Genomic DNA, 1,761 nt, shown 5'->3' with positions numbered 1-1,761 from the left:
CGGGGTGATGGGTGGCTGGTCGTTGCTTGAGAACTACACAGTGGACGCGAGCATCTGTGGCCAAGTTTTTAAGGGCGCACGGTGGATGCCTTGGCACCAGGAACCGATGAAGGACGTGGGAGGCCACGATAGTCCCCGGGGAGCCGTCAACCAGGCTTTGATCCGGGGGTTTCCGAATGGGGAAACCCGGCAGTCGTCATGGGCTGTCACCCATGCCTGAACACATAGGGCATGTGGAGGGAACGAGGGGAAGTGAAACATCTCAGTACCCTCAGGAAGAGAAAACAACCGTGATTCCGGGAGTAGTGGCGAGCGAAACCGGATGAGGCCAAACCGTATGCGTGTGATACCCGGCAGGGGTTGCGCATGCGGGGTTGTGGGATCTCTCTTTCACAGTCTGCCGGCTGTGAGGCGAGTCAGAAACCGTTGATGTAGGCGAAGGACATGCGAAAGGTCCGGCGTAGAGGGTAAGACCCCCGTAGCTGAAACATCAACGGCTCGTTTGAGAGACACCCAAGTAGCACGGGGCCCGAGAAATCCCGTGTGAATCTGGCGGGACCACCCGCTAAGCCTAAATATTCCCTGGTGACCGATAGCGGATAGTACCGTGAGGGAATGGTGAAAAGTACCGCGGGAGCGGAGTGAAATAGTACCTGAAACCGTGTGCCTACAAGCCGTGGGAGCGTCGCTCATTGGGTTTACCCAATGGGTCGTGACTGCGTGCCTTTTGAAGAATGAGCCTGCGAGTTTGCGGTGCGTTGCGAGGTTAACCCGTGTGGGGAAGCCGTAGCGAAAGCGAGTCCGAACAGGGCGATTCAGTAGCGCGCTCAAGACCCGAAGCGGAGTGATCTAGCCATGGGCAGGTTGAAGCGGAGGTAAGACTTCGTGGAGGACCGAACCCACCAGGGTTGAAAACCTGGGGGATGACCTGTGGTTAGGGGTGAAAGGCCAATCAAACTCCGTGATAGCTGGTTCTCCCCGAAATGCATTTAGGTGCAGCGTCGTGTGTTTCTTGCCGGAGGTAGAGCACTGGATAGGCGATGGGCCCTACCGGGTTACTGACCTTAGCCAAACTCCGAATGCCGGTAAGTGAGAGCACGGCAGTGAGACTGTGGGGGATAAGCTCCATGGTCGAGAGGGAAACAGCCCAGAGCATCGACTAAGGCCCCTAAGCGTACGCTAAGTGGGAAAGGATGTGGAGTCGCAGAGACAACCAGGAGGTTGGCTTAGAAGCAGCCACCCTTGAAAGAGTGCGTAATAGCTCACTGGTCAAGTGATTCCGCGCCGACAATGTAGCGGGGCTCAAGCGTACCGCCGAAGTCGTGTCATTCATACACATATCCCCAACGGGAGTATGGATGGGTAGGGGAGCGTCGTGTGCCGGGTGAAGCAGCCGCGGAAGCGAGTTGTGGACGGTTCACGAGTGAGAATGCAGGCATGAGTAGCGATACACACGTGAGAAACGTGTGCGCCGATTGACTAAGGGTTCCTGGGTCAAGCTGATCTGCCCAGGGTAAGTCGGGACCTAAGGCGAGGCCGACAGGCGTAGTCGATGGACAACCGGTTGATATTCCGGTACCCGCTTTGAAACGCCCAATACCGAGCCCATTAATGCTAAGGCCGTGAAGCCGCCCTGGATCCTTCGGGTGAAGGGGAGTGGTGGAGCCGCCGGCCCAAGGTGGTAGTAGGTAAGCGATGGGGTGACGCAGGAAGGTAGTCCAGCCCGGGCGGTGGTTGTCCCGGGGTAAGGGTGTAGGACGT

1 rRNA gene (running past one end of the window) is annotated in these 1,761 nt (G+C 57.6%); it reads left to right on the top strand.

Annotated elements, in window-relative coordinates:
• The first annotated feature begins 58 nt into the window (after window positions 1-58).
• Window positions 59-1,761 (top strand): 23S ribosomal RNA (locus tag ACIRB4_RS31595); it runs 1,486 nt beyond the window's last position.

This window comes from Streptomyces sp. NPDC093600 (genome assembly GCF_044764755.1).
In the GTDB taxonomy this organism is placed as follows: domain Bacteria; phylum Actinomycetota; class Actinomycetes; order Streptomycetales; family Streptomycetaceae; genus Streptomyces.
This window is presented reverse-complemented; position numbering and strand designations above follow the sequence as displayed.